Below are 1897 nucleotides of genomic sequence, written 5' to 3' on the forward strand. Positions count from 1 at the left end.
TGCCCCTTGGCGGCCCAGATGTTGTTGTAGTTGATCCCGGCGGCCATCGTGTAGACCAGCACGTGCCCCGGCTTCAGTTCAGGGACCGGAACGATCTCGCGGGCGAACGCGTCACGGGGCTCGCCGTAACGTTCCCTACGGATGGTGAACGCGTGCATGCGTTCGGGCACGTGCCCCAAAGGCGGAACCTCACCGAGTTCGTACAGGTCCTTGGGCATGGGGGTCCTCTCACCAGCTGATGGGGGTGGCTGTTGTTGTCGCGGGGGTCAGGTGCCTACATTGCCAGGGCCACGAGCACAGACACCCAGCCGCCAAACGAATTCACGAGGTGATCTTACGCGGCCCTTGGTTAGGCCGTTTCTGGCTTCTTTCGAGGATGTTCAAGGGCATCTCTGACCCAGGCGAACAGGACCGCGCCAGGGCCCCGGTAGCCCACTTCAGCGATTCAGATGCACCTCGGCCGTCCCCAACACCGTCAAGCTGGTGCGGTGCAGCCGGTGAGGTGCGCAACCACCATCGGGTGTCGCATGGGAAAGAGACGGGCTCTGCCGTAGAGCTCGGCGGTGCCCCTTTGTTGCACAACCAGTTAGTCGTGTTTCGGGGTGATGTTCACGGTCCATCGGTAGGGGTGGTCGGGGTGCAGCCAGGGTTCATCGGATTCGACGCGAGTAATAGATCGTCTACCGGTGGGCAAGAGCTGGTCGGCGACGAAACGGTCCAGTGCGGCGTCCAGGTCGTCACCGCTTTGCCAAGAGACCCGGTCTCCGGCGGGGCCGTCCTGTTCCCAGATCACCCAGGCAGGGCCATCTTCGGTGTGCTGGCAGGCCAAGGAGATCTCGACGGTCTCGCCCAGCAACCTTGCGGGGACGACCGGCCCCATACAGTTCAGAGCTTGCTGGGGGCCTCCGGGGAAACACCGCGGTGCACCACCTCGCCATGGGCGTCGTAGACGGTAGCCACATAGTTGCCCAGGAGCATCGCTGGCGCGTTCGACGGCGCTGACCGCCTCGTCCGGGAGCGAACGGCTTTGAGCCGCCGAACCAGGTCGGAGTCTCCCCACCCGTACTGGCTGTGGGAGATCTGGCCGATCATCGCGTCCATCACCGCGGACAGATCATTCAGCTCGAGCTCGGCGGCCGCGGGCCCGCCTACGGTGCCGGAGTTGTGTGGGGCGCTGTCGTCAGGGCCTTGGAGGATCTGTCGGGTCAGCTCCCACCGCTGGGGGGAGGGCACACGATGGGCCAGGCCGAGGGTCACCTCGTAGGCCAGGTGCGCCAGCAGGCGGCGCGGATGCACGCGGTTTCGCACCGAGTCGTCAGGGTTACGGCACAGGGTGTCCGAAGGCATGCGGTAGACGGGGCGGGGGGAGCAACAGATACATGAAGACCTCGGGCATCGGACAGGGGCGAAAAATGGTGGGGGCGCGGGCCGGTATGGCCCGCGTCCTTCCGGGGGTGGTTCAGGTCGCGGCGGAGGTGAGAGGCTCCAGGACAGGCATCAGGCGGGCACGCAGCACCTCCAACTGTTGGGGGCTCTGGTCCCCGATGAGCCAGGTCAAGATCGCCCTGGGCTCCGCCGAGGGGGCGCCGTGCTCCTTCCACCAGGGGGCCAACCCATCACGTAGTTCGGCGCTGGCACGGAGCTGATCGGGGTCGGGGGCGTGGTTGGCCGCGCCCATCAGATCGGTCCAGGCCCTCAGCACCCCGTGCCGCTTGACCGCGAGCGCGAACCTGGGTGCGGCCTCCTGAGCGTGCGGGTACTCCGTGCGCAGGGCCTGGGCGGCTTCCTGGGTGCCGTCGTCGATTCGGGTCACGTCATCTCCTTGTTAGGGGTTGGTCCACCTCGAACGCGGTGTGGGAGCTGACTCTAATACACAACTGACGCTGCCGACGAATAG

3 protein-coding genes and 1 pseudogene are annotated in these 1897 nt (G+C 65.9%); all 4 read right to left on the reverse strand.

Translation table 11 applies throughout. The features are described 5' to 3' along the window. A pseudogene (locus tag BQ8420_RS24760) lies at positions 1-218 on the reverse strand (crotonyl-CoA carboxylase/reductase); the annotation flags it as partial. 368 nt (positions 219-586) lie between these two features. After that, positions 587-880 (reverse strand): hypothetical protein, encoded by a 294-nt coding sequence (locus tag BQ8420_RS24765; RefSeq protein ID WP_087101701.1) that lies wholly within the window; start codon positions 878-880, stop codon positions 587-589. A 5-nt stretch (positions 881-885) separates the two neighbouring features. Then, a complete protein-coding gene (locus BQ8420_RS24770; protein WP_160049416.1) occupies positions 886-1347 on the reverse strand; it encodes a hypothetical protein in 462 nt (153 codons plus the stop codon). Between the two features lie 112 nt (positions 1348-1459). After that, a complete protein-coding gene (locus BQ8420_RS24775) occupies positions 1460-1813 on the reverse strand; it encodes a hypothetical protein (RefSeq protein WP_087101704.1) in 354 nt (117 codons plus the stop codon). Between the last annotated feature and the right edge of the window lie 84 nt (positions 1814-1897).

Source organism: Nocardiopsis sp. JB363 (assembly GCF_900143625.1).
GTDB lineage: Bacteria > Actinomycetota > Actinomycetes > Streptosporangiales > Streptosporangiaceae > Nocardiopsis.

Coding starts and splice junctions, on each gene's coding strand:
- BQ8420_RS24765 (WP_087101701.1), bottom strand. CDS start 880: ATGGGGCCGGTCGTCCCCGCAAGGTTGCTGGGCGAGACCGTCGAGATC.
- BQ8420_RS24770 (WP_160049416.1), bottom strand. CDS start 1,347: ATGCCTTCGGACACCCTGTGCCGTAACCCTGACGACTCGGTGCGAAAC.